The following is a 23,483-nucleotide window of genomic DNA, read 5'->3' as shown; positions in this document are numbered from 1 at the left end:
AGCTAGGAGGGGACATGGGTGTCGAGGAAGCGCCGTCGGGGTTCCTGCTGACGACGATCGAGGATCTCGCGGGGTACCTGCGCAAGGCCTCGCTGTGGCCGGTGACGTTCGGCCTGGCGTGCTGCGCCATCGAGATGATGGCGGCGGGGGCGTCGCGGTACGACCTGTCACGGTTCGGCATGGAGGTGTTCCGCGCCTCGCCGCGCCAGGCCGACCTGATGATCGTGGCCGGGCGGGTGAGCCAGAAGATGGCCCCGGTGGTGCGCCAGGTGTACGACCAGATGAGCGAGCCCAAGTGGGTGCTCTCCATGGGCGTGTGCGCGTCGTCGGGCGGGATGTTCAACAACTACGCGATCGTGCAGGGTGTGGACCACGTGATCCCGGTCGACATCTACCTGCCCGGCTGTCCGCCGCGCCCGGAGATGCTGATCAACGCGATCCTCGGGCTGCACGACCAGATCCAGAACGCGCCGCTCGGCGTGAACCGGATCGAGGCGGCGCGGGCGGCCGAGGCGGCCGCGATGGAGGCCACGCCGACCTTCGAGATGAAGGGTCTGCTGCGATGAGCGACGTCACGCCGGGCGGCGACACCCGCTCGACCGGCGAGGTCCAGGCGCCGGAGGACGCCACCAGGCTCGAGGTCGTCGAGGTCAAGCGCGGCATGTTCGGCGTGGGCGGCTCGGGCGACACGTCCGGCTACGGCGGCCTGGTCACGCCCATCGCGATGCCCGCGGCGTCGCCGCGGCCGTACGGGAGCTGGTTCGACCAGGTGGTCGACGTCCTGAGCGAGGTGCTGACCGAGGCGGGCGTGGCGCCCGAGGAGGCGATCGAGAAGGTCGTCGTGGACCTGCACGGCGCCGACAGCGCGGACGCGCAGCAGGCGGAGCTGACGATCGACGTCGCCCGCGAGCACCTGGTCGCCGTCTGCCAGGCGCTGCGCGACGACCAGGACTTGCGGTTCGAGCTGTCCCTCGGCGTGAGCGGCGTGCACTACCCGCACGACGCCGGCCGGGAGCTGCACGCCGTCTACCACCTGGCCTCCGTCACGCACTCGCGCCGGCTGCGGCTGGAGGTCGCCGCGCCCGACGACGACCCGCACATCCCGTCGACCACCTCCGTGTACCCGTCCAACGACTGGCACGAGCGCGAGACGTACGACTTCTTCGGGATCGTCTTCGACGGTCACCCCGCCCTGACCCGCATCGAGATGCCGGACGACTGGGTGGGCCACCCACAGCGCAAGGACTACCCGCTCGGCGGCATCCCCGTCGAGTACAAGGGGGCCACGGTGCCCCCGCCGGACACGAGGAGGAGCTACTCATGAGCGCTCCGACAGACCACCGGCCGCACGCCCCGCATGCGACCAGGCCCGCCGGGAACGAGGACATGTCGTCCACGGTGCGCGCGTTCGAGGCGTACGGCGACGGCGACTGGGACGACATCGCGCGCGAGGCGATCGGCGAGGAGCGGATCGTCGTCAACATGGGTCCGCAGCACCCGTCCACGCACGGCGTGCTGCGCCTGATGTTGGAGATCGACGGCGAGACCGTCACCGAGGCCCGCGCCGGCATCGGCTACCTGCACACGGGCATCGAGAAGAACATGGAGTTCCGGACGTGGACGCAGGGCACCACGTTCTGCACCCGCATGGACTACGTGGCGCCCTTCTTCCAGGAGGTCGGGTTCTGCCTCGCGGTCGAGAAGCTCCTCGGCATCACCGACGACGTGCCTGAGCGCGCCTCCGTGATCCGGGTCCTGATGATGGAGCTCAACCGGATCACGTCCCACCTGGTCTGCCTCGGCACCGGTGGCAACGAGATGGGCGCCACCACCGTGATGACCGTCGGGTTCACTGCCCGCGAGGAGATCCTGCGGCTCTTCGAGGCCGTGACCGGCCTGCGCATGAACCACGCGTACATCCGCCCGGGCGGCGTGGCGGTCGACACCCCCGAGGGCTTCACCACCCAGGCCCGCGCGGCCCTGGTGAAGGTGCGCGGCTACCTCAAGCAGATGAGCGACCTCATGCTCGCCAACCCGATCTTCAAGGCGCGGCTGACCGGCGTGGGGGTGCTGAACCTCTCCGGGTGCATGGCGCTCGCGATCACGGGGCCGGTGCTGCGCTCGACGGGCCTGCCGTACGACGTCCGCAAGGACAACCCGTACTGCGGCTACGAGACGTACGACTTCGACGTCCCCACGTCCAAGGGCGCCGACTGCTACGACCGCGCGGTGCTCCGCATCGAGGAGTGCTACCAGTCGCTCAAGATCATCGAGCAGGCCATGGAGCGGCTCGACCTGACCGAGGGCGAGCCCGTCATGGTGGCCGACAAGAAGATCGCCTGGCCCGCCCAGCTCGCGGTCGGCGGCGACGGCCAGGGCAACTCGCTGGAGCACATCAAGAAGATCATGGGCACCTCCATGGAGGCCCTGATCCACCACTTCAAGCTGGTCACCGAGGGCTTCCGCGTCCCCGTCGGCCAAGCCTGGCAGACCGTGGAGCACCCGCGCGGCGAGCTCGGCGTGCACGTCGTCTCCGACGGCGGCACCCGGCCCTACCGCGCGCACTTCCGCGACCCCTCGTTCAACAACCTCCAGGGCGTGTCCGTGATGTGCGAGGGCGGCCAGGTGGCCGACGTCGTCGTCGCCGTCGCGTCGCTGGACCCCGTGCTGGGAGGTGTGGACCGATGACGGCAGAACCGCTCGAGACCACGACGAAGACCCGCTACGACGCCGACACCCTGGCCGCGCTGACCGCCGACGCCACGGCCATCATGGAGCGCTACCCGGACCCCCGGTCCGGCCTGCTGCCGATGCTGCACCTCGTGCAGTCCGTCGACGGGTACGTGAGCCGGGACGGGATCCTGTTCTGCGCCGAGATGCTCGGTATCACGGCCGCCGAGGTCTCCGCCGTCGCCACCTTCTACACCCAGTACAAGCGCCACCCCAACGGCACCTACACCGTGGGCGTGTGCACCAACACGCTCTGCGCCGTCATGGGCGGCGACGCCATCTTCGACGAGCTGAGCGACCACCTCGGCGTCGGGCACGACGAGACCACGCCCGACGGCGCGATCACGCTCGAACGCGTCGAGTGCAACGCGGCCTGCGACTACGCACCCGTCGTGATGGTCAACTGGGAGTTCTTCGACAACCAGACGCCCGAGACGGCGACGGCGCTCGCGGACAAGCTGATCCTCGGCGAGGACGTCGTCCCGACGCGGGGCGCCGCATCGGTGTGCTCGTTCAAGCAGATGAGCCGGGTCCTGGCCGGGTTCCCCGACGGCCGCGCGGACGAGGGCGTGGGCGCCGGCGAGCCGACGCTCGCGGGGCTCAAGATCGCCCGCGAGCGCGGCTGGACGGCGCCGGACGCGGACACGGGCTCCGAGCCCGAGGGCACCGCCCCGTCGTCCACCCAGCCCGTCGGCAAGCCGGGCTCCTCCGCGGAGCGCAAGCCGGCGACGCCGTCGGACACCGAGGTCGGCAAGGACAAGAAGCCCGGAGAGGACGCGAAGTGACCCTCACACCGGTACTCACGGACACGTGGGACAAGGCCCGCTCCTGGCGGCTGGCCACCTATGAGCGCGCCGGCGGCTACGCCGGGCTCAAGAAGGCTCTGACGATGGATCCGGCCGACCTGGTGCAGACCGTCAAGGACTCCGGCCTGCGCGGCCGCGGCGGCGCGGGATTCCCCACGGGCATGAAGTGGGGCTTCCTGCCTCCGCCCGACGGCGGCCCGCGGTACCTGGTCGTCAACGCGGACGAGTCCGAGCCGGGCACCTGCAAGGACATCCCGCTGATGCTCGCCAGCCCCCAGCACCTCATCGAGGGCGTGGCGATCACGAGCTACGCGATCGGCTGCGACCACGCGTTCATCTACGTGCGCGGCGAGGTGCTGCACGTCTACCGGCGGCTGCTGAACGCCGTCGAGGAGGCGTACAAGGCCGGCTACCTGGGCAAGAACATCCAGGGCTCCGGCTTCGACCTGGACGTCACCGTGCACGCCGGGGCCGGCGCCTACATCTGCGGCGAGGAGACGGCGCTGCTCGACTCGCTGGAGGGCCTGCGCGGCCAGCCGCGGCTCAAGCCGCCGTTCCCCGCCGTCGCGGGCCTGTACGCGCGGCCCACCGTGGTGAACAACGTGGAGTCCATCGCGTCGGTCCCGGGGATCGTCGCCAAGGGCGCCGACTGGTTCTCCTCGATGGGCACGGAGAAGTCGCAGGGCCACGGCCTGTTCTCCCTGTCCGGGCACGTCACCAGGCCCGGCCAGTACGAGGCGCCGCTCGGCATCACGCTGCGCGAGCTGCTGGACATGGCGGGCGGCGTGCGCGCCGGGCACGAGCTGAAGTTCTGGACCCCGGGCGGCTCGTCGACGCCGATCTTCACGCAGGACCACCTGGACACCCCGCTCGACTACGAGTCCGTGGGCGCCGCCGGGTCGATGCTCGGCACGCGCGCGCTGCAGATCTTCGACGAGACGGTGTGCGTGGTCCGGGCGACGACCCGGTGGACCGACTTCTACGCGCACGAGTCGTGCGGCAAGTGCACGCCGTGCCGCGAGGGCACCTACTGGCTCAAGCAGGTGCTGCACCGCATCGAGGACGGCGCCGGCCAGGAGGGCGACCTCGAGCTGCTGCTCGACCTGTGCGACAACATCCTGGGCCGGGCGTTCTGCGCCCTGGGCGACGGCGCCGTCTCGCCGATCACCTCCAGCATCCAGCTGTTCCGCGAGGAGTACCAGGCGCACATCGACGGGCACGGCTGCCCGTTCGACCCGAGCGCGTCGGCCCTCTTCCCGTACACCCCCAAGACACGGACACCGGGCGCTCTGGCGGGCGCCGGCGCGGGAGGTCACTGATGACCGTCACGACGAACAAGCCATCGACCGAAGCCGCACCGGTCGAGCTGGTCACCTTCACCATCGACGGCACCGAGGTGAGCGTCCCCAAGGGCACGCTGATCATCCGGGCCGCCGAGCAGGCCGGGATCCAGATCCCGCGGTTCTGCGACCACCCGCTCCTGGCGCCGGCGGGTGCCTGCCGGCAGTGCCTCGTCGAGGTCGCCATGCCCGACCGCGAGGGCAACGTGCGGCCCATGCCGAAGCCGCAGGCGTCCTGCACCATGACCGTCGCACCGGGCATGGTCGTCAAGACGCAGCACACCTCCGCCGTCGCCGACAAGGCGCAGCAGGGGGTCATGGAGCTGCTGCTCATGAACCACCCGCTGGACTGCCCGGTCTGTGACAAGGGCGGCGAGTGCCCTCTGCAGAACCAGGCGATGTCCAACGGCCGGCCCGACACGCGGTTCGTCGACGTCAAGCGCACGTTCCCCAAGCCGATCGCCCTGTCCACGCAGATCCTGCTGGACCGTGAGCGCTGCGTCCTGTGCCAGCGCTGCACCCGGTTCAGCGAGGAGATTGCGGGCGACGCGTTCATCGCGCTGCAGGACCGCGGCGCGCACCAGCAGATCGGCCGGTACGACGAGGACGTGCTCGGGTTCGCCGACGGCTCCACCGCGAACGGGCCCGTGGACCGCCCGATCGGGGAGGCCACCACCGACACCTCCGGGCGGCCGTTCTCCTCCTACTACTCCGGCAACACCGTGCAGATCTGCCCGGTGGGCGCCCTCACCGGCGCGGGCTACCGGTTCCGGTCGCGCCCGTTCGACCTGGTCAGCACCGAGAGCATCGCGGAGCACGACTCGTGCGGCTCCGCGATCCGCATCGACCACCGCCGCGGCCAGGTGCTGCGCCGGCTGTCGGGCGAGGACCCGGTGGTCAATGAGGAGTGGATCACCGACAAGGACCGCTTCGCGTTCACCTGGCAGTCCGCGCCGGACCGCATCACCACGCCGCTGGTCCGGGAGGACGGCGAGCTCCGGCCCGCGTCCTGGGTCGAGGCGCTGGAGATCGCGGCGGCCGGCCTGGCCACGGCGCGGCAGAACGGCGGCGTCGGCGTCCTGCCGGGTGGCCGGCTCACCGTCGAGGACGCCTTCGCCTGGTCGCGGTTCTCTCGCACAGCATTGGCCACCAACGACGTCGACCAGCGCGCTCGCGTGCACTCCGCCGAGGAGGCCGCGTTCCTGGGCCACGTCGTGGCCGGTTCGGGCATCGGCGTCACGTTCGGCGACCTCGAGCAGGCGCCCGCCGTGCTGCTCGTCGGCCTGGAGGCCGAGGAGGAGGCGGGCATCACGTTCCTCCGCCTGCGCAAGGGATCGATGGGTGGCAGGGCGGGTGGAAAGGCTGGGACCAAGGTCTTCTCGATCGCCCCCTACGCGACCCGCGGTCTGACCCGCATGGCCGGCACCCTGCTGCCGGCCGCGCCGGGCACCGAAGCCGAGTGGCTGCACAGCCTGACCACGAGCCTGGCCGGCGGTCTGCTCCCGGCCGACGCGCCGACGTCGGACATCGACACCAGTGCCCTGGCCCAGCCGGGCGCCGTCATCCTCGTGGGTGAGCGCCTCGCGGGCTCGCCCGGAGCGTACGCGGCGGCCGTCGGCCTCGCCGAGGCGACGGGCGCGAGGCTCGCATGGATCCCGCGTCGTGCGGGCGAGCGCGGCGGCGTCGAGGCGGGTCTGCTGCCCGACCTGCTGCCGGGCGGGCGCCCGGTCGCGGATGCCGCGGCGCGGGCCCAGGTCGCCGAGGCCTGGGGCGCGGAGATCCCGGCGACCCCGGGCCGTGACACGGCCGGCATCCTCGACGCGCTGACGTCGGGCGCGCTGGGCGGTGCGCTGGTCGGCGGCGTCGAGCTCGCCGATCTGCCCGACCCGGACGCCGCACGCGCGGCGCTCGACGCCGCAGGGTTCGTGGTGAGCCTCGAGGTGCGCTTCTCGGAGGTGACCGAGCGGGCCGACGTCGTGCTGCCCGTCGCGCCGCCGGTGGAGCGCGCCGGCTCGTACTGGAACTGGGAGGGCCGCGTGCGGTCCTTCGGCGCGGCCCTCGACTCGAGCGCCCTGCCGGACCACCGCGTGCTGCACGTGCTGGCCCAGCAGCTCGGCGTGGACCTGCAGGCGGCGTCGCCGGCCGAGGCCCACCTTTCGATCGCGATGACCCAGCGTGACGCGTGGGACGGCGACCGGCTGACGGTCCAGGACTCGGGCCCGGCCGAGCCGCCCGCCGTCGGGCCCGGGCAGGCGGTGCTCGCGACGTGGCGGCTGCAGCTCGACGCGGGCCGCGGCCAGGACGGCGAGCAGTTCCTCGCGGGCACGGCCAAGCAGGCCGTGGCCCGCATGTCCGCCGCCACGGCGGACGGCTTCGGCGTGGCCGACGGCAACCGGGTCGCGATCAGCACACCGCGGGGCACCGTCGAGGTACCCGTCGCGGTGACCGACCGGATGGTCGACGGCGTCGTGTGGCTGCCGCTGAACAGCGCAGGCAGCCGCGTGCACGACACGCTCGGCGCGACGGCGGGCGACCTCGTCACCGTCACCGCGACGGAACGCACGGAAGGAAACGCCCGATGAACCCGGTGATCCTGGCCGCGGCCGCACCCGGCGTCGCCGCCGACTTCTCGCAGGAGACCATCTGGGCCTCCATCGTGAAGGCCGTGCTGATCGTGGTGTTCCTGCTGACCAGCGTGCTCTTCGCGATCTGGTTCGAGCGCAAGGTGGTCGCGCGCATGCAGGTGCGCCCCGGCCCCAACTGGCACGGGCCGTTCGGTCTGCTGCAGTCGCTCGCGGACGCCATGAAGCTCCTGCTCAAGGAGGACATGACGGTTACGCGGGCCGACCGGTTCGTGTACCTGCTGGCGCCGATGATCTCGGTGTTCTGCTCGCTGCTCGTTTTTGCCGTCATCCCGTTCGGGCCGAGCCTGCCGTTCCCCTGGACGGACTGGACCACCCCGGCGCAGCTCACCGACTTCCCGGTCGCCGTGCTGTACGTGCTGGCCGCGGCGTCGCTCGGCGTCTACGGTATCGTCCTGGGCGGCTGGGCCTCCGGCTCGACCTACCCGCTGCTCGGCTCGGTGCGTTCGACGGCGCAGGTGATCAGCTACGAGCTCGCGATGGGCCTGTCGCTGGTCAGCGTGTTCATCATGGCGGGGTCGATGTCGACGTCGCAGATCGTGTCCAGCCAGACGCAGATCTGGTGGTTCATCCCGCTGGCCCCCGCGTTCGTGATCTACGTGATCTCGATGATCGGCGAGACCAACCGCCTGCCGTTCGACCTTCCCGAGGCCGAGGGCGAGCTCGTCTCCGGTTATATGACCGAGTACTCGTCGATGAAGTTCGCCTGGTTCTTCCTGGCGGAGTACATCAACATGCTGAACGTGTCCGCCGTGGCGGTGACGCTCTTCCTCGGCGGCTGGCGTGCCCCGGTGCCCGACGGGTTCCTGGGCGGTGCCCTCAACGAGGGCTGGCTGCCCATCCTCTGGTTCCTCGTGAAGCTGTGGGCGGTCATGTTCGTCTTCGTGTGGGTCCGCGGCACACTGCTGCGCCTGCGCTACGACCAGTTCATGGTCTTCGGCTGGAAGGTGCTCATCCCGGTCGCGCTCGGCTGGGTCGTCGTGCTCTCCGTCGTGCAGTGGCTGCAGCGCGTGCAGGGCGTCACCTACCAGCAGTTCATCCCGGTGATCATCGGGGCAGCCGTCGTCTTCATAGCGGTCATGTGGTTCTGGCCCGAGAAGAAGGAAGCACCACCGGGCGCCGGCCAGGAGAAGGAGCCCGTCGACGCGTTCGCCGGCGGGTTCCCGGTGCCGCCGCTGCCCGGCGAGAAGCTGCCCCCGTCCAAGCGGTTCGGAAAGGAGGTCCACGGTGAGTGAGCGAGAGGCGAGCGAGTATCAGCCCCTGCGACCCCAGCCGGGGCCCATCGGGGAGATGTTTGCCCCCGTCGCGGGCTTCGGCGTGACGCTGTCGTCGATGTTCAAGCCCACGGTCACGGAGCAGTACCCACGGGAGAAGGTGCCCACTCAGCGCCGGTTCCACGGCCGTCACCAGCTCAACCGGTACGCCGACGGGCTGGAGAAGTGCATCGGCTGCGAGCTGTGCGCCTGGGCCTGCCCGGCCGACGCGATCTACGTGGAGGGCGCGTCCAACGCCGCCCTGCCGGAGAACGCCGGCCTCCAGGTGAACGCGGACGACTCGCAGGGGGCCCACATGAGCCCCGGCGAGCGGTACGGCGCCGTCTACCAGATCAACTATCTGCGGTGCATCTTCTGCGGGCTGTGCATCGAGGCGTGCCCCACGCGGGCGCTGACGATGACCAACGACTTCGAGCTGGCCGGCCGGACGCGCGCAGGCATGATCTACGAGAAGCAGGATCTGCTGGCCCCGCTCTCGGAGGGCATGCTTGCCGCGCCGCACCCCATGGTGGAGGGCACCACGGACACCGACTACTACAGCGGCGACGTCCTGGGCCCGACGGCGGCGCAGGTCGAGTGGGTCCGCGAGCAGCGGCCGGACGACCCGACGCTCGAGGCCGCGGAAGCCGTCGTGTCCGGCAAGGCGCCCGCCCCGACGCAGCGGCAGCACCAGGCACGCCCGGACGAGGGCCCCGGCGCCGCCGAGAAGTCCGCGGGCGCGGCCGCCGTCGGCTCGGTGCGGGTCTCGCCCAGTGCGACGAGCGCGACCAGCGTGTCGCGCTCGACCAGCGAGCCGGGCTCGGTCTCCGTGGACGACCTGACCGCCGGGGCCTCGACCGGCCCGGCCCGCGGGTCGGGGGTGACGGCATGACCCCCGGCGCGCTGGAGATCTCGGGCGGTGAGACCTTTCTGTTCTGGGTGATCGCCCCGCTCATGGTGCTCGCCGCGCTCGGCCTGCTGTTCGTGAAGCGTGCGGTGCACGCGGCGATGTGCCTCGTGTTCGTCATGGTCAGCATGGCGATCCTGTACATCGCGCAGGAGGCGCCGTTCCTCGGCGTCGTGCAGGTGGTCGTGTACACGGGCGCCGTGATGATGCTGTTCCTGTTCGTGCTGATGCTCGTCGGCGTCGACGCGTCCGACTCGCTCACCGAGACCATCCGGGGGCAGCGCTGGATCGGCCTGCTCATCGGCATCGGCCTCGCGGCCGTGCTCGGCGGTGTCGTGGGCCGCGCCGCGTTCCCGCCCGCCGTCGGCCTGAGCGGCGGCGACCCGGACGGCGTCGCCAACCCGCAGGCCCTGGCCCGCGTGCTGTTCGGCGACTACGTGCTGGCCATGGAGGCCGTCGGCGTGCTGCTCGTGACGGCGGCCGTCGGCGCGCTGGTGCTCACGCACCGCCGCCGGCTCGCCCCGAAGCAGACGCAGGCGTCGGTGGCGGACGCGCGTATCAAGGCGCTGCCCGACGGCGTGGTCCTCACGCCGCTGCCGTCGCCCGGCGTCTACGCCCGGTCCAACGCGATGGACACGCCGGCGCTCGGCCCGGACGGCGAACAGGTGCCGCAGTCGGTGTCGCGCGTGCTGCGCATCCGCGGGCAGGAGCGGCCGGCGCCGCACGGGGCAGTGGTGGTCTCGACAGGCTCGACCCGCGAGGGGACGGGCTCGGCCCGCGACGAGGAGGGCGACGCCTGATGGACATCACCAACTACGTGGTCCTGGCCGCCGTGCTCTTCGCCATCGGGGCGACGACCGTGCTGCTGCGCCGCAACGCGATAGTCGTGTTCATGGGCGTCGAGCTCATGCTCAACGCGACCAACCTCGCCTTCGTCACGTTCGCCCGGATGCACGGCGACGTGACGGGCCAGGTGCTCGCCTTCTTCGTCATGGTCGTGGCCGCCGCCGAGGTAGTCGTCGGCCTCGCGATCATCGTGACGATCTTCCGTACCCGCCGCTCGGCCTCGGTCGACGACGTCAACCTGCTCAAGGGCTGAGGGGGAGACAGTGAACGACGTGATCGGGCTCGCCCCCTGGCTGGTCGGCTTTCCGCTGATCGGCGCAGCGATACTGCTGCTGGGTGGCAAGGCCACCGACCGCTGGGGCCACTGGCTCGGGGTGCTGGCCTCGGCCGCCTCCGCTGTCGTGGGCTTCATCCTGATGTCCCGCATGATCGGCCAGGTGCCGGAGGAGCGCGCCATCGACCACCACCTGTGGACGTGGTTGTCCGCGGGCGGCCTGGACGTGGACCTCGGTCTGCGCCTGGACCCGTTGTCGATGACGTTCGTGATGCTCGTGACCTTCGTGGGCACGCTCATCCACGTGTACTCCGTGGCGTACATGGACCACGACCCGCACCGGCGCCGGTTCTTCGGCTACCTGAACCTGTTCGTCGCGGCCATGCTGACGCTGGTCCTCGCCGACTCCTATCTGTTGCTCTTCGTGGGCTGGGAGGGCGTCGGCCTGGCGTCCTACCTGCTCATCGGGTTCTGGGACACGGGGCGGCCGTCGGCCCGGGAGAACGCGGTGGCGGCCAAGAAGGCGTTCGTCATGAACCGCATCGGCGACATGGGCCTGATCGCGGCGATGGCGCTGATGTTCTCGGCGGTGGGCAGCGTCAGCTTCGCGGACGTGCTGCCCGCCGCGGCCGGGGACGGCGCCGAGGGGATCTCCCCGGCGATCGCCACCGCCATCGGCCTGTGCCTGCTGCTCGCCGCGTGCGGCAAGTCGGCGCAGTTCCCGCTGCAGGCCTGGCTGGGTGACGCCATGGCCGGCCCGACGCCGGTCTCCGCGCTCATCCACGCGGCCACGATGGTCACCGCCGGTGTGTACCTCATGGTGCGGTCCGGTCCGATCCTCGAGGCGGCGCCGACGGCGCAGCTCGTCGTGGTGATCGTCGGTGCGGTGACCCTGCTCTTCGGTGCGGTCGTCGGTACCGCGAAGGACGACATCAAGAAGGCGCTGGCCGCCTCCACGATGTCGCAGATCGGGTACATGATGCTCGCCGCGGGTCTCGGCCCGGCCGGGTACGCGTTCGCGATCTTCCACCTGCTCACGCACGGCTTCTTCAAGGCGGGGCTGTTCCTCGGCGCCGGCTCGGTGATGCACGCGATGGGGGACCAGACCGACATGCGGCGCTTCGGCGGCCTGTCGCGGTTCCTGCCCATCACATGGATCACCATGGGGCTCGGCTGGCTCGCGATCCTCGGGATCCCGCCGTTCTCCGGCTTCTGGTCGAAGGACGGGATCATCGAGGCCGCGTTCATGCCCGTGGAGGGTCAGCCGTGGCGGGCCTGGGTGTTCGGCTCGGTCGCGGTGCTCGGCGCCGCGATCACCGCCTTCTACATGACCCGTCTGTTCTTCATGACGTTCGGCGGACGCCGCCCGCGCTGGACCGAGAACCAGCACCCGCACGAGGGCTCGCCGCTGATGTGGTGGCCCCTGGTGTTCCTCGGCGTCGGCTCGGCCGCGCTGGGTGCGGTGCTCGGCATCGGCGGCACCTTCACCACCTGGCTGGAGCCGGTGGTCGGACACGCCGAGCACCACGAGCCGGTGCTCCCGGTGCCGGTGATCATCACGACCACCCTCGTGGTCGTGGTGCTCGGCGCGCTGATCGCGTTCCGGATGTACGCGGTCCAGCTCGTTCCCGAGGAGGCGCCGCGCGGCTCCGTCCTGACCCGGGCGGCTCGCAGGGACCTGTACCAGGACGCCGCCAACGAGACGCTCGTGATGAAGCCCGCCTTCGGCGTGGCCCGGCTGGTGCAGGTCGGCGACCGTGACGTCGTCGACCGCGGCTGGAGCGTGCTGCCCCAGGCCGTGTCGTGGTTCGGCGCGGTGTTCCGGAGAGCGCAGAGCGGGTACGTCCGCTCGTACGCGGCGGGCATGGCGGGCGGCGTCCTCGTGATCGCCGTCGTCGCCTGGCTCGTGGTCGGCCTCGGTGGTGCCCAGTGATCGGAGGAGAGATGTTTCCCTGGCTGACCGTGCTCATCGCATGGCCGCTGGTCGGCGCGGCCGTGGTGGGCCTGGGCGCGCTCGGCCGGTCCCGCACCGGCCCGGCGAGCGCCGGGATGGGCCTCGCCCGGCCGCTGGCGCTGCTGTTCTCGCTGGTCGAGGTGGTCCTGCTGGTCGGAGCGTTCGCCGCCTTCGACACCAGTGCGGCGGGTGACCACCAGCTCGGCTCGATCTACCCGTGGATCCCGCAGATCGGCGCGTCGTACGCGGTGGGCGTCAACGGCGTCGGCCTGCTGCTCGTGGCGCTGTCGGTGCTGCTGGTGCCGCTGGTGCTGCTCGCCGCGTGGCAGGAGCAGGGCCGGGACGAGGTGCGACTGCGCAAGTTCGTCGCCCTCGTGCTGCTGCTCGAGGCCTTCATGGTGGCGGTGTTCTCCGCCCGCGACGTGTTCCTGTTCTACGTGCTGTTCGAGGCCATGCTCATCCCGGCGTACTTCCTCATCGGCGGGTTCGGGCAGGGCGCCGGACGGCGCAGGGCCGCCGTGAAGTTCCTGATGTTCAGCCTGGGTGGCGGGCTGATCATGCTCGCCGCGGTGATCGCGCTGTACTTCCTCGCGGTCGGCGCCGGCGTGGACCCGAGCCAGGCGTTCCTGGTGCGCGAGCTCATCGAGGTCGATCTGGGCACCGCCGCCGAGCGCCTCATGTTCCTCGGCTTCTTCATCGCCTTCGCGATCAAGGCACCCATGGTGCCGGTGCACAGCTGGCTGCCCGACGTCGCGGGGAACGCCACCCCGGGCACGTCCACCCTGCTGATCTGTGTGCTGGACAAGGTGGGCACGTTCGGGATGCTGACCCTCTGCCTGCCGCTGTTCCCGGAGGCGTCCCGCTGGGCGGCGCCGTTCGTGATCGCGCTCGCCGTGATCTCGGTGCTCTACGGGGCGATCATGGCGATCATGCAGACCGACCTGCTGCGGCTGGTCGGCTGGACGTCGGTGAGCCACTTCGGCTTCATCATCCTGGGCATCTTCACGTTCACGCCGCTCGGGACCGCCGGGTCGAGCTTCATGATGCTCAACCACGGCCTGGCCACCGGGGCGCTGTTCCTGACAGCCGGGTTCCTCGTGTCCCGGCATCCGGAGAAGTCGCAGAAGATCGCGGCCTACAGCGGCCTGCGGTCGGTGACGCCGGTGCTCGCCGGGACGTTCCTCGTGGCCGGCCTGGCGACGCTGTCGCTGCCCGGCCTGGCCACGTTCGTCAGCGAGATCATGGTGCTGGTCGGCGCGTTTGGCGGTGCCCCCACCGGCTCGGCGGCCTGGGCGATCGCGGCCATCCCCGGCGTGGTGCTCGCGGCGGTCTACGTCCTGCTGACGTACCAGAAGATCTTCACGGGAGCGCCGGCGGCAGGGCTCGATGCCCTGCCCGACCTCAGGGTGCGTGAGCGCATTGTCGCGGCACCGCTGGTGGCCGGACTCCTGGTGCTCGGACTCGTGCCGGGCCTGGCCCTGACCTATGTGAACGAGCCGGCCGACCGGACGGCGACGTTCCTGACGGTCGACGAACCGGCGGACGCCGCCGCGCAGATGGGGAGCGACAAGTGACCGAGTTCGTGGCACCCGAGATCGACTGGCTCGCCCTCGCACCGCTGATCGTGGTGCTGGGCGCGGGCGTGGTCGGCGTGCTCGTCGAGGCGTTCGTGCCCGCCAAGGCGCGCCGCGTGACCCAGATTGTGCTGACCCTGGCCGCGCTGGCCGGCGGGTTCGGATTCATCGCCGTCCTGTGGCCGCAGATCGTGGCGCAGCCCGTGCAGGTGGTGGGCGGCAGCGTGACGCTGACGCCGTTCGCGCTCGGCGCGCAGGGCATCATCGCCGTGCTCGCCTTCCTGGGCGTGCTCGTCGTGGCGGACCGCACCAGCACCGGGCAGGACTCGTTCGCGCCGACGGCGTCCGCCGTGCCCGGCACCTCGTACGAGGACCTGGCCCGGCGCTCCGGCCTGGAGCAGACCGAGATCTACCCGCTGCTGCTGTTCGCGGCCGGCGGCATGATGCTGTTCGCCTCCACCGACGACCTGATCGTCATGTTCATCGCGCTGGAGGTGCTCTCGCTCCCGCTGTACGTCCTGTGCGCGACGGCGCGCCGGCGTCGGCTCCTGTCGCAGGAGGCGGCGGCCAAGTACTTCCTGCTCGGGGCCTTCGCCTCGGCGCTGTTCATCTTCGGCGTCGCGCTGATCTACGGGTTCGCGGGCACGGTGCGGCTCATCGGCACCCCGGACAAGCCCGGCGTCATCGGTGTCATCCAGTCCGGCACCGCACCCCTGGCAGGCATGTCTGTCCTGCTCGTGGCCGGCGTACTGCTGGTCACGGTCGGCCTGCTGTTCAAGGTCGGCGCGGTGCCGTTCCACGCCTGGACGCCCGACGTCTACACCGGGGCACCCACGCCGATCACCGGCTTCATGGCGGCGTGCACCAAGGTGGCGGCCGTCGCCGCGCTCGTCGAGGTGCTCTACCGCATCTCCATTGGCGTGCAGGCGGTCGATCCCGAGATCATGCGACAGCTGCAGATCGTGATCGTCGTGGTCGCCGTCCTGACGATGGCGGTCGGTACCGTGATCGGCTCCGTCCAGACCGACGTGAAGCGGCTGCTGGCCTACTCGTCGATCGCGCACGCCGGCTTCCTGCTGGTGGGCGTCGCGGGCTTCAACCCGCAGGTGCAGTCGTCCACGCTCTTCTACCTGCTCGCCTACGGCATCGCCACGATCGGCGCGTTCGGTGTGGTCACCCTGGTGCGGGAGCGCCGGATCACGCCGGGCTCCGGCGAGGACAACGGCCCGGTGGGCGACGACGGCGTGGTGCTCGGCGAGGCGACGGAGATCGCGCAATGGGCGGGCCTGGGCCGCAAGGCGCCGTGGCTGACCGGCGCGTTCGCGCTGTTCCTGCTGTCGATGGCGGGCATCCCGCTCACGGCCGGGTTCATCGCCAAGTTCGGCGCGTTCTCCGGGGCGGTGTCCGGCGGCCTGTGGTGGCTCGCGGTGCTCGGTGTGCTCGCGTCGGTGGTCGCCGTCGCGTTCTACCTGCGGCTGCTGGTGGTCATGGTGTTCCAGCGGGCGCAGGACGAGCCGGAGACCTCGCAGGTCGAGCCTGTCGAGACCGGCGGCTCGACCACCGGGGGAGGCTCGACCAGCGAGGGCGCGACCGCCACCCTGACCAAGACGCAGGTCACGACCGCACAGCGGGTGGTGGTGACCGTGGTGCGTTCCCGCGGGCCGGCCGCCGTCGCCATCGCCGTCTGCGCGATCGCTACAGTGATTCTTGGCGTTTTCCCGTCTCCGGTTCTCGATCTGGTGGAACAGGCAAGTAAGTTCGTGCCGTGACCTCCGCACCGCTGCCGCCCCAGACGACGACGGGTACGTCCGCGTCGGCCCCTCCGGCCGCTTCGTCGAACCCGCCGGACCCGACCGCGCTCGGTATGCCGATCACCGACCCGGAGCTGGCGTCCCGCCTCGCGGACCGGCTGACGGTCGTCGACGAGGCGCTCCTGGAGGCCGTCGCCAGTGCCGACAAGCTGGCGGACGGCGCCTCCCGGCACCTCATCGACGCGGGCGGCAAGCGGTTCCGTCCGCTGCTCACCCTGCTGACGGGTGAGCTCGGCGACGGCGCGGCCCCCGGCGTCGTCGACGCCGCGGTGGTGGTGGAGCTGACGCAGGTCGCCTCGCTGTACCACGACGACGTGATGGACTCCGCGCCGATGCGGCGCGGGGCGCCGTCGGCCCACATGGTGTGGGGCAACTCGGTGGCGATCCTGGTGGGCGACATGCTGTTCGCACGGGCGTCCGCGCGCGTGGCGGAGCTGGGGCCGGAGGCCGTGATCCTGCAGTCCAGGACGTTCGAGCGGATGTGCCTCGGCCAGCTGCACGAGACGATGGGCCCGGACAACGGCGAGGACCAGGTGGCCCACTACCTGCAGGTGCTGTCGGACAAGACGGCGTCCCTGCTGTCGGCGTCGGCCCGCTTGGGTGCGATGCTCGCCGGCGCGCCGAAGGCCCAGATCGAGGCCGTGGGCGCGTTCGGCGAGAAGGTGGGCGTCGCGTTCCAGCTCGCCGACGACGTCCTCGACGTCGCGTCGTCCGGCGCGACCTCGGGCAAGACGCCGGGCACGGACCTGCGCGAGCACGTCCCGACCATGCCCGTGCTGCTGCTGCGCCAGCACGTCGCCTCGGACGCCGCCACCGACGAGGACCGCGACCTGCTCGCGACGCTCGACGGCGACCTGTCCTCGGACGAGGCGCTGAACGCCGCGCTGGAGCGGCTGCGGGCGCACGCGGTGCTTGCCGAGACACGGAACCTTGCGGTGCAGTGGGCGCGGGCCGCCTCGGCCGAGCTGGTGCCGCTGCCGGAGGGGCCGGTCAAGGAGTCCCTGGAGCAGTTCGCGCAGGTATTGGCGGACCGGGCGGCCTGACCCGCTGCCTCACTGCAGAATTTGCCGCGCCCGGATCTGGCCCGGTACCGCGTGGCGATCCGGCTTCTGACGCGCTCGTGTGACCTAGACCTCGTCTGGGACACACCCGTACAATCTGGACGAGTCCTGCAGGGCCGCATGGGTAGTACTACCCACCAAAACTCCAGGACGATTCACCCTCTGCCCCGGTAGGGTGCTCCCGTTACGCCCGTGTGTGTAGACCCGGCGAACAGACTTCGGTGGAGTGATGAAAGAGGAGGACGCATGAGCTTTGTCTCACGCGTGTACGAAAATCGCCGGTCAGCGGCATCGATCGGTGCGGTCACCCTCTTCGGCGCGGGCCTGGTGGGCTTCGCGCTGCTCTACGACGGCGAGGCGACGGCGGAGGTCGAGCTCAACGACTCCGGCGTCTGGGTCACGCAGACGGCGTCAGGCAAGCTGGGCCGGTTCAACTACGAGGCCAAGGCCCTGGACGGCACTCTGCTGGCCAACTCGACGAGCTTCGACGTCGAGCAGGACGCGCAGCGGGTACTGCTGGACAGCAGCGGCGACTCGTCCGCCAGCCCGGTCAACCCCGCACTGCTCTCGCTGGAAGGCACCTTGAAGTTCCCCGCGGGCGCGCAGGCCGCCGCGGGCGGTGCTACGACCGCCGTCTACGACGGTGAGACGGGTAGGACCTGGGTCCTCCCGTTTGACGGCGCCGTTGCCTTCGACGAGAAGGAGCTCAAGCCGACGCTCGAGGCCGGCACCGGCGGCAAGCTGACGGTGAGCAAGGGCGGCACGGTGTTCCTCGCCGTCCCCTCCGAGGGCAAGCTGCACACGATTCCCACCGGCGCGCAGGGCGTCGCCGAGGACCCCGAGGAAGCGGACCTTCCCGTCGAGCCCGACGCCGAGGTGCAGGTCTCCGCGGTCGGTGACGAGCCGGTGGTGCTGGACCAGTCCACGGGCACGCTGGTGCTCCCCGGCGGTGACACGGTCGAGGTCGAGGACGGCGCTCAGGCCATGCTGCAGCAACCGTCCGACGACTCGGACAACGTGGTGCTCGCCACCACCAAGGGTCTCGTCTCCCAGCCGCTCGGCGGCGGGGACGCGACCACGCGGACCGCGTCGGGCCGACCGTCGGCGCCCGTGCAGCTGGGCGAATGCACCTACGGTGCGTGGTCCGAGTCCGGCCAGGTCGTGCGTGACTGCCCCGGCCCGGACAACGACGTGGACCAGGTGCTGGAGGGCGTCGACGCCGCGGCGACGCTGGTCTACCGCGTGAACCGGAACGTGATCGTGCTGAACGACGTCAACGACGGCACGCTGTGGATGGCCGCCGACGAGTTCGAGAAGGTCGATGACTGGGACCTGAAGATGCCCGAGGACGCCGAGGGCGAGAAGACCGAGTCCGAGGACACCACCCCGGAGCAGGTCGACCAGTTCGTGGCCGAGCGCGACAAGGCGAACCGCCCGCCCCAGCCCAAGGACGACGCGATCGGCGTGCGGCCCGGCCGTACCACGGTGCTGAACGTGCTGGGCAACGACGTCGATCCCGACGGTGACGTGATGACCGTCTCGGTGCAGGGCGACGTGGACGGCGACGCCACCGTCGACAGGGTGCTCGACGGCGCGGCCCTGCAGGCCAACGTGCCGGCCGATGCGACCGGCACCACCACGTTCGACTACGAGGTGGACGACGGCCGAGAGAACGGCAAGGCCACCGCGTCCGTCGAGGTCAAGGTGGTGCCGCTCGAGGAGAACAACGCGCCGACGCAGACCGGCGAGCCCGTGCTCCGCGTGGGACAGGGTGGTCTGGCGAGCATCAAGGTGCTGCCGTACTTCAAGGACCCGGACGGCGACGACCTGTTCCTGTCCAGCGCGAGCACCGCGGATCCGCTCGACGAGGTGCGCTTCCGTCCGGACGGAACCATCGAGTTCCGGGACGGCGGTACCGCGATCGGCCGCAAGATCGTGGACGTCGCGGTCTCGGACGCGGCGGGCCTGCCCGTCGAGGGCAAGCTGCACGTCGACGTCGTGGCGAGCAACGTGCCGCCCGTGGCGGTGCAGGATCACGTCACCGTGCTCGCCGGCGAGCCGATCACCGTGAGCCCGCTGAAGAACGACTACGACCCGAACGGCGACAAGGTGCGCCTGACGACCGTCGCGGAGTCGGCGCCGGCGACGATCACGCCGAACGCGACCGCGGGCACGTTCAAGTTCGAGAGCGACGAGCCGGGCACGCACGACATCACCTACCAGATCAGCGACGGCCCCAACCCGGCGATGGGCCTGGTGCGCGTGGACGTCGTCGCCCCGTCGGACGAGGCGGGTCTACCCGTAGCGGTCTCCGACCAGGTGCTCCTCCCGACCGGCGGCACGGCGCTGGTGGATGTTCTCGCGAACGACACCGACCCCGCGGGCGGCGTCCTCGTCGTGCAGGGCGTGGACGTGCCGTCCGACTCGCCGGTCAAGGTGGCAGTGCTGAACCACCAGATCCTCAAGGTGTCGGAGATCAAGCGGCTCAACGAATCGGTGATCATCGACTACAAGGTGGGCAACGGCAGCGGGACGACAACCGGTCAGGTACGAGTGGTGCCCATCCCCGCGCCCGCCCAGCTCCGCCCGCCGGAGGCCGGACCCGACGAGGCGACCGTCCACGCGGGTGACGTGGTGACCATCCCGGTGCTGAAGAACGACTCCCACCCCGACGGTCTGAAGATGACCGTGACCGACGAGCTGCAGGAGCAGCCCCCGGCGTCGGCGGGCGAGGCGTTCGTCTCCGAGGACACCGTGCGCTTCCGCGCGGGCAACGAGGTCGGCACGGTGCACGCCGTCTACGAGGTGGTGGACACGAACGGGCAGAAGGACTCTGCTCAGGTGACCATCAACATCGTGGACGAGGAGTCGAACACGGCCCCGCAGCTGCCCGACATCGAGGCGCGTGTGCTGGCCGACGGCATCGTCCGGATCCCGCTGCCGCTGGACGGGACCGACCCGGACGGCGACTACGTGACGCTGAGTTCGATCTCCGGCGCCCCGTCGCAGGGCACGGCCACGATCGTGGACGGCTTCATCGACTACAAGGCGTCGCCCGACGCCGCCGGGCTGGACTCCTTCACCTACCAGGTGATGGACACGCGCGGGGCGCCCGGCGAGGGCCTGGTCCGGGTCGGTATCGCGCCCGCCCCGGCCACCAACCAGCCGCCGCAGGCCGAGGACGACGAGACCACGGTTCGTCCGGGCCGCACGGTGGCGATCCAGGCGCTGGAGAACGACACCGATCCGGACGGCGACCAGATCGGCCTGTTCGCGAAGGGCTTCGAGGGCACCGAGGAAGCGGGTCTCGACCCCAGGGCCGTGGAGGACGACGTCGTCGTCAAGGCCCCGGGCGACAAGGGCGCGTACTCCTTCTACTACGGCATCCAGGACACGTACAAGGCCCGCGCGAGCGGCGCGATCACGGTGAACGTAGACCCGGACGCGCCACTGCTCCGCCCCATCGCGGAGGACGACGTCGTGACGGCGGACGATGTCGAGGGCTCGTCCAGCGTCACCGTGAACGTGCTGGCCAACGACGTGGACCCGGACGGCGTGGCCGCCGACCTGGAGGTGTCCACGGACCCCTCGCTGGAAGGCGTGCGGATCACCGAGGAGAACCAGCTCGAGGTGGAGCTCACCGAGAGCGCACGGGTGATCACCTACACCGTGACGGACATGGACGGCCTGGAGGCCAAGGCGTTCGTGCGCGTGCCGGGCGACCAGTCCCGGCCGCACGTCAAGCCGGGTCTGGAGCCACTCAAGGCGACCAGCGGCGACCCGCTCACCATCGACCTCGCCGACTACGTGGTGGTCCGCGAGGGCCGCGAGCCGCGGATCACCATGGAGGACACGGTCAAGGCCCTGGAGGGCCAGGTCTCGGTCGAGGACCACGACACCGTCGTGTACACGTCCGCGGAGGACTACGCGGGCGCGGCGTCGGTCAGCTTCGAGGTGACCGACGGCGACGGGCCGGACGACGCCGAGGGCCTGACCTCGGTGCTCACCCTGCCGATCGACGTGGCTCCCTCGAAGAACCTGCCGCCCAAGGTCACGGGCTCCGCCCTGCTGGAGGTCTCGGCCGGCGACCCGGCCTCGGTCGATCTGTCGCGGTACGTCAAGGATCCGGACAAGGACCCGCTGACCTTCGACGTCGAGCCGCGCGAAGGCATCACCGCCACGGTGGATGGCACTACGATCTCGGCGCAGATCGACCCGTCGATCCCGAAGGGGACCAGCACGCTGCTGCCCTTCAAGGTGTCCGACGGCCGGAACCCGCCGGTCGAGGGCCAGCTCACCGTCCAGGTGGTCGGCTCGACCCGGCCGCTGATCCAGACCACGCCCGATGAGGTGCCGGACGCGCACCAGGGCGAGGCGGCGACGGTTCCCGTGCTCGCCAACGACGTCAACCCGTTCCCGGGCGAGCCGATGACCCTGGTGGACGCCGCGGTCGAGACGGGCTCGGGCGAGGTGTCGTTCACCGACACCGAGATCGTGGCGACCCCGTCCGAGGACTTCAACGGCGTCATGACCGTGCGCTACAAGGTGCAGGACGTGACGAAGGACCCCGACCGGCAGGTCGACGGCATCCTCAAGATGACGGTCCTCGGCAAGCCTGAGGCGCCCCGCGCCCCGCGGGTCGAGGAGGTGCGCTCCGAGACCGTCGTGCTGAGCTGGGACCAGCCCAACAACAACGGCGCCGACATCACGGGCTACACCCTGAAGACCAACACCGGCCAGGAGCACGACTGCACGACGACCACCTGCACGTTCGACGGTCTGCAGAACAACGTGAAGTACACGTTCACCGTCGTCGCGACGAACGAGGTGGGTGACTCGGAGCCGTCCCCGGCGTCCCGCGAGGTGCGGCCGGACGAGAAGCCGGACAAGCCGGAGCCGCCGACGCTGAAGTTCGGCGACAAGAAGCTGACGGTGACCTGGAAGAACCGGACCTACACGGACCGGTCGCCCATCGAGTGCGTGAACCTGGAGATCAGCCCGGCCCCGGCCGACAGCGTGACCCAGAAGACCTGTGTCACGGGCAACCAGGTGGTCTGGACGGGGCTGGAGAACGGTACGGCCTACACGGTCCGGGTCCAGGCCAAGAACGCCGCCCCCGACCCGTCGGACTGGAGCGACCCGTCGGCGCCGGAGACCCCGGCCGCTCCGCCGTCCGCCCCGGCCGCGCCGACCGCCACCCGGGTGAACACCGCCGTCGGCGGACAGATCACCGTCAAGTGGAACGCGCCGGCGAACAACGGCGACGCGATCGACAAGTACTGGCTGGGCGTCTACACGGACGGTCAGCTCGTCAAGGCCATCGACACCACGCAGACCGAGGAGACGGTCCAGGATCTCTCGACCGACTCGACGTACACGTTCCGGGTCCGAGCTACGAACAAGGCCGGCAACGGGCCCGCGAGCCCGTTCTCGAACGAGGTGGTGCCGTACGGCACACCGGACACCCCGGGCAGGCCGACGGCGTCCCTCGGGTCCAATACGAGCGGCCAGGCTGACGTGCGGTGGAACGCCATCAACGCCTTCCGTGGCACGGGCCCGCGGTACGAGGTGCAGGCGAACGGCGCGGGTGCGAAGAGCGCGGGCAACGCGACGTCGTACACGTACACGGGTCTGAGCAACGGAACGTCGTACACGTTCCAGGTGCGAGCCTGCAACGAGTACACGTGCTCGGAGTGGTCCAGCTCGTCGAACGCGGTCACTCCGTATGGCGCGCCCCCGACGCCGTCGATCAGCGCCTCCGGTGGGAACCAGCAGGTCACGTTCACGTGGGACGGGCGCGCCACGAACGGCCGGCCAACCACCGTGAGGGTGACCGGCGCGATCACCAGTACGGCCGCGAGCGGCACCCAGTCGGCGTCCGCGGGTTACAGCGACCTGAAGGAGGCGTGCGTGACGGTGACCGACTCCGAGGGCCAGGAGGCCAGCAGGTGCGCCTCGGCGAGGTCCGACGCAAGGCCGGATCCGAAGGCCTGGGTTACTCACGGCGGGTCGGTCAACAACGGTGACTGCGACCATTCCTCGTGCGCGTACTTCCTTGTCAACTGGCAGGACTTCTCGACCGGTGACCACAGCGTCGAGTGCTGGTCGGGCACCAACCCGGACGAGTCCGGCTGGCACAACATCCTGACGCCTGACCGTGCCTACACCGTGAACTTCGGGTCAGCCACCGGCAGCCGCCAGCTCAACTGCTTCTACGGTTACCCGGGTACCGAGGTCGCCGTACGGATCGACGGCAAGCTGTACGAGGCACGCAATTGGTAGAAC

General features: G+C 70.7%; 15 protein-coding genes. All 15 read left to right on the top strand.

Translation table 11 applies throughout. The features are described from left to right. The first annotated feature begins 14 nt into the window (after positions 1-14). The 15 genes from EW117_RS11105 (at position 15) to EW117_RS11035 (ending at position 23,480) form a co-directional block, all read left to right on the top strand. Positions 15-566 (top strand): NuoB/complex I 20 kDa subunit family protein, encoded by a 552-nt coding sequence (locus tag EW117_RS11105; RefSeq protein WP_129786652.1) that lies wholly within the window; start codon positions 15-17, stop codon positions 564-566. Then, positions 563-1,324, top strand: coding sequence for an NADH-quinone oxidoreductase subunit C (locus EW117_RS11100; RefSeq protein WP_129786650.1), 762 nt, complete (start codon positions 563-565; stop codon positions 1,322-1,324). The genes EW117_RS11105 and EW117_RS11100 overlap by 4 nt, the downstream gene beginning before the upstream one ends. Next, complete coding sequence (locus tag EW117_RS11095; RefSeq protein ID WP_242504225.1) at positions 1,321-2,688, top strand: NADH-quinone oxidoreductase subunit D; 1,368 nt, start codon at positions 1,321-1,323, stop codon at positions 2,686-2,688. The genes EW117_RS11100 and EW117_RS11095 overlap by 4 nt, the downstream gene beginning before the upstream one ends. Beyond that, positions 2,685-3,515, top strand: coding sequence for an NADH-quinone oxidoreductase subunit NuoE (nuoE, locus tag EW117_RS11090; RefSeq protein ID WP_129786648.1), 831 nt, complete (start codon positions 2,685-2,687; stop codon positions 3,513-3,515). The genes EW117_RS11095 and nuoE overlap by 4 nt, the downstream gene beginning before the upstream one ends. Further along, positions 3,512-4,855, top strand: a complete 1,344-nt coding sequence (nuoF, locus tag EW117_RS11085; protein ID WP_129786646.1) for an NADH-quinone oxidoreductase subunit NuoF — start codon at positions 3,512-3,514, stop codon at positions 4,853-4,855. Before nuoE ends, nuoF begins: the two co-directional genes overlap by 4 nt. Next, positions 4,855-7,458 (top strand): NADH-quinone oxidoreductase subunit G, encoded by a 2,604-nt coding sequence (locus EW117_RS11080; RefSeq protein WP_129786644.1) that lies wholly within the window; start codon positions 4,855-4,857, stop codon positions 7,456-7,458. Before nuoF ends, EW117_RS11080 begins: the two co-directional genes overlap by 1 nt. After that, entirely contained in the window at positions 7,455-8,753 is a 1,299-nt protein-coding gene (gene nuoH, locus EW117_RS11075; protein ID WP_129786642.1) for an NADH-quinone oxidoreductase subunit NuoH, read from the top strand. Before EW117_RS11080 ends, nuoH begins: the two co-directional genes overlap by 4 nt. Then, positions 8,746-9,663, top strand: coding sequence for an NADH-quinone oxidoreductase subunit NuoI (gene nuoI, locus EW117_RS11070; protein WP_340641084.1), 918 nt, complete (start codon positions 8,746-8,748; stop codon positions 9,661-9,663). Before nuoH ends, nuoI begins: the two co-directional genes overlap by 8 nt. Beyond that, positions 9,660-10,478 (top strand): NADH-quinone oxidoreductase subunit J, encoded by an 819-nt coding sequence (locus EW117_RS11065; protein WP_242504224.1) that lies wholly within the window; start codon positions 9,660-9,662, stop codon positions 10,476-10,478. The genes nuoI and EW117_RS11065 overlap by 4 nt, the downstream gene beginning before the upstream one ends. Then, positions 10,478-10,777: an NADH-quinone oxidoreductase subunit NuoK gene (gene nuoK / locus EW117_RS11060; protein ID WP_129786640.1), complete on the top strand. Its 300-nt coding sequence runs from the start codon at positions 10,478-10,480 to the stop codon at positions 10,775-10,777. The genes EW117_RS11065 and nuoK overlap by 1 nt, the downstream gene beginning before the upstream one ends. Before the next feature lie 19 nt (positions 10,778-10,796). After that, positions 10,797-12,731 carry an NADH-quinone oxidoreductase subunit L gene (gene nuoL, locus EW117_RS11055; protein ID WP_129786834.1) on the top strand — a complete coding sequence of 645 codons (1,935 nt, stop codon included), beginning with the start codon at positions 10,797-10,799 and terminating at the stop codon, positions 12,729-12,731. Between the two features lie 11 nt (positions 12,732-12,742). After that, the gene (locus EW117_RS11050) at positions 12,743-14,326 is read left to right on the top strand and encodes an NADH-quinone oxidoreductase subunit M (RefSeq protein WP_129786638.1); all 1,584 of its coding nucleotides are present in this window, start codon (positions 12,743-12,745) and stop codon (positions 14,324-14,326) included. Further along, the gene (gene nuoN / locus EW117_RS11045; protein WP_129786636.1) at positions 14,323-16,095 is read left to right on the top strand and encodes an NADH-quinone oxidoreductase subunit NuoN; all 1,773 of its coding nucleotides are present in this window, start codon (positions 14,323-14,325) and stop codon (positions 16,093-16,095) included. The genes EW117_RS11050 and nuoN overlap by 4 nt, the downstream gene beginning before the upstream one ends. Then, a complete protein-coding gene (locus tag EW117_RS11040; protein WP_129786634.1) occupies positions 16,092-17,180 on the top strand; it encodes a polyprenyl synthetase family protein in 1,089 nt (362 codons plus the stop codon). The genes nuoN and EW117_RS11040 overlap by 4 nt, the downstream gene beginning before the upstream one ends. A gap of 264 nt (positions 17,181-17,444) precedes the next feature. Next, the gene (locus EW117_RS11035) at positions 17,445-23,480 is read left to right on the top strand and encodes an Ig-like domain-containing protein (RefSeq protein WP_242504223.1); all 6,036 of its coding nucleotides are present in this window, start codon (positions 17,445-17,447) and stop codon (positions 23,478-23,480) included. The last annotated feature ends 3 nt before the right edge of the window (positions 23,481-23,483 follow it).

The organism is Promicromonospora panici, from assembly GCF_900608595.1.
GTDB lineage: Bacteria > Actinomycetota > Actinomycetes > Actinomycetales > Cellulomonadaceae > Promicromonospora > Promicromonospora panici.
Note: the sequence above shows the minus strand (reverse complement) of the source record. Positions and strands in the feature narration are given on the sequence as shown.

What these genes read in the sequence shown, in the direction of transcription:
- nuoK (WP_129786640.1), top strand. Translation starts at nt 10,478, where the DNA reads ATGGACATCACCAACTACGTGGTCCTGGCCGCCGTGCTCTTCGCCATC.
- EW117_RS11105 (WP_129786652.1), top strand. Translation starts at nt 15, where the DNA reads ATGGGTGTCGAGGAAGCGCCGTCGGGGTTCCTGCTGACGACGATCGAG.
- EW117_RS11095 (WP_242504225.1), top strand. Translation starts at nt 1,321, where the DNA reads ATGAGCGCTCCGACAGACCACCGGCCGCACGCCCCGCATGCGACCAGG.
- EW117_RS11100 (WP_129786650.1), top strand. Translation starts at nt 563, where the DNA reads ATGAGCGACGTCACGCCGGGCGGCGACACCCGCTCGACCGGCGAGGTC.
- nuoE (WP_129786648.1), top strand. Translation starts at nt 2,685, where the DNA reads ATGACGGCAGAACCGCTCGAGACCACGACGAAGACCCGCTACGACGCC.
- EW117_RS11080 (WP_129786644.1), top strand. Translation starts at nt 4,855, where the DNA reads ATGACCGTCACGACGAACAAGCCATCGACCGAAGCCGCACCGGTCGAG.
- EW117_RS11035 (WP_242504223.1), top strand. Translation starts at nt 17,445, where the DNA reads ATGAGCTTTGTCTCACGCGTGTACGAAAATCGCCGGTCAGCGGCATCG.
- nuoH (WP_129786642.1), top strand. Translation starts at nt 7,455, where the DNA reads ATGAACCCGGTGATCCTGGCCGCGGCCGCACCCGGCGTCGCCGCCGAC.
- EW117_RS11050 (WP_129786638.1), top strand. Translation starts at nt 12,743, where the DNA reads ATGTTTCCCTGGCTGACCGTGCTCATCGCATGGCCGCTGGTCGGCGCG.
- EW117_RS11065 (WP_242504224.1), top strand. Translation starts at nt 9,660, where the DNA reads ATGACCCCCGGCGCGCTGGAGATCTCGGGCGGTGAGACCTTTCTGTTC.